Consider the following 2,303-nt stretch of genomic DNA (forward strand, 5'->3'; position numbering starts at 1 on the left):
AGGGCATTTCAAATATCAATGCACAGGCTATTGAGCTGGCCAAAAAAGATGATTATCTAATCAAATTGATAGCTGAAGTATCTCCTGATAATTTGCAGGTATCCCCACGTTTGGTTAAAAGGGGAAGTTCCTATGATGTAAGCGGGACTTTAAATATGGCCACAGTCAAAACTGACTTGGCTGATGAGATATCTGTAATTGGACTTGGAGCAGGTTCCCTTGAAACTGCTTCTGCGATGTTGACTGATTTAATTAGTATTTTGAAAAACAAAAACTAATTAAATATTTTTTTACTTTTTTTTTGATAACATGAAATACGTAATTTTTATCCCTGATGGGTCAAGTGATTATCCTGTAGACGAATTAGATGGAAAAACTCCTTTGATGGCGGCCAATACTCCAAACATCGACAAACTGGCCAAAGGTGGTTTCGGCGGATTTACAAATAATGTCCCTGAACAGTACACACCGGGGTCAGATGTTGCAAATATGAGCATTTTCGGTTATAATCCTGCAGATTACTATACTGGCCGCGGACCTCTTGAGGCGGGCAGTGAAGGCATTCCAACAACACCTGAAGATGTTATATTCAGATGCAATACCATATTCAGTGAATCCGATTCAATGGATGACTTTAATGCAGGCCATATTTCCACTGAAGAAGCCGATGAACTAATGAAAGGACTTAATGAATACTTTAAAGAAAAGTATCCTGATTTTAAAGGCAAGTTCTATACTGGCGTAAGCTACAGACATTTGTTTATTTACTCATGTGATAATGTTGAAGATGCAGAGATATTATCCGGCATCAAGACAATGCCTCCTCATGATATTGTTGGTGAAAAACTGGTTGATAATCTGTTTGGCGAGTGTGAATTGGCTCATGAAATTCAACAGATAATGTTCGAGTCAAGGGAATACCTAAAAGATGCTGAAATCAACCAGAAAAGGGAAATACCCGCCAACATGGTATGGTTATGGGGTCAAGGAGTAACACCAAGCCTGCCTAACTTTGAAAATACTTATGGAATCACAGCATCAGTAATAACTGGTGTTGACTTGCTTAAAGGAATCGGAAACTTTGCAGGAATGAATGTAATCAATGTGCCTGGAGCTACAGGATACTTTGATACAGATTACAAGCAAAAAGGTGAATATGGGATTGAAGCATTAAAAGAGACAGATTTATTATTAATCCATATAGAAGCACCTGATGAAGCGGGTCACGCTCAAAATATTGAAGAGAAAGTCAAGGCTATTGAAAGAATTGATGAATTCATTGTCGGACCAATCATTGAAAGTCTGGAGGGCCAAGACTTTAGAGCAGCAATACTGCCTGACCATCCGACCCCAATCAGTGTCGGAACACATACCCGTGATGATGTGCCTTTAGTCATTTATGATTCAGCACGTGAAGGTGATGAATGCGAATCATTTGATGAAGAAGGTGTCAAAAAAGGTTCTCTTGAATTTAAAAAAGGTCATTTCTTAGTTCAAAGATTAATTGATGGAGATTATTAAAATGAAAGTTATATTGGTTAACGGCAGCCCTCACAAAGAGGGATGTACCTATACTGCTTTAAATGAAGTTGCTAAAACTTTAAATGAAAATGGTATTGAAACAGAAATATTCTGGATTAAGACAAAACCTATTACCGGTTGCATTGCCTGTATGAAATGCAGTGAAAAAGGCCAATGCACATTTGACAATGATGTTGTAAACGAATTTGTTAAAAAGGCATATGACGCGGATGCATTCGTATTCGGCTCACCGGTATATTATGCAGGTGCAAACGGATCAATGGTTTCATTCTTGGACAGAGCATTCTACTCAAACTCCCATGGGGATGGCGCAAAGGCATTTAAAAATAAACCTGGGGCAGTAGTATGCTCTGCAAGACGTGCAGGCACCACCTCAACATATGACCAATTGATTAAATATCTTGGAATCTCCTGCATGCCAATCATTTCATCTTACTATTGGAATATGGTTCATGGAAACACTCCCGAAGAAGTGCTTCAAGATGAAGAAGGCTTATCAACAATGAGACAATTGGGCCGTAACATGGCATTTTTCTTGAAATGCATTGAAGCTGGTGTTGAAAGTGGACTGACTTTGGAAGAAGAGCCTAAAGCACGTACAAATTTCATTAGATAAATTATGAATATTTTCAAAACTCCTGAAGGTTATATTTATTCAAATAGAGCATTACTTGCTTTATTCATTCCTATTTTAATAGAATATGCTTTGGAATTCTGTGTCGGCCTAGCCTACTCCATAATGGTCGCATCATTAGGTGAAG

The 2,303-nt window shown here is 38.2% G+C and carries 2 protein-coding genes and 1 pseudogene; all 3 read left to right on the forward strand.

The features are described 5' to 3' along the window. Window positions 1–278: pseudogene (locus ACJMLZ_RS08585) on the forward strand (homoserine dehydrogenase); the annotation flags it as partial. A 31-nt stretch (window positions 279–309) separates the two neighbouring features. After that, window positions 310–1,521, forward strand: a complete 1,212-nt coding sequence (locus tag ACJMLZ_RS08590; RefSeq protein WP_405305208.1) for a cofactor-independent phosphoglycerate mutase — start codon at window positions 310–312, stop codon at window positions 1,519–1,521. A 1-nt stretch (window position 1,522) separates the two neighbouring features. Then, window positions 1,523–2,158 (forward strand): flavodoxin family protein, encoded by a 636-nt coding sequence (locus tag ACJMLZ_RS08595; RefSeq protein WP_405305209.1) that lies wholly within the window; start codon window positions 1,523–1,525, stop codon window positions 2,156–2,158. Window positions 2,159–2,303: the final 145 nt, after the last annotated feature.

It is taken from the genome of Methanobrevibacter sp. (assembly GCF_045126245.1).
Lineage (GTDB): Archaea > Methanobacteriota > Methanobacteria > Methanobacteriales > Methanobacteriaceae > Methanocatella.

Excerpts from the sequence above, each read along its gene's own strand:
- ACJMLZ_RS08590 (WP_405305208.1), top strand. The coding sequence starts at position 310 with ATGAAATACGTAATTTTTATCCCTGATGGGTCAAGTGATTATCCTGTA.
- ACJMLZ_RS08595 (WP_405305209.1), top strand. The coding sequence starts at position 1,523 with ATGAAAGTTATATTGGTTAACGGCAGCCCTCACAAAGAGGGATGTACC.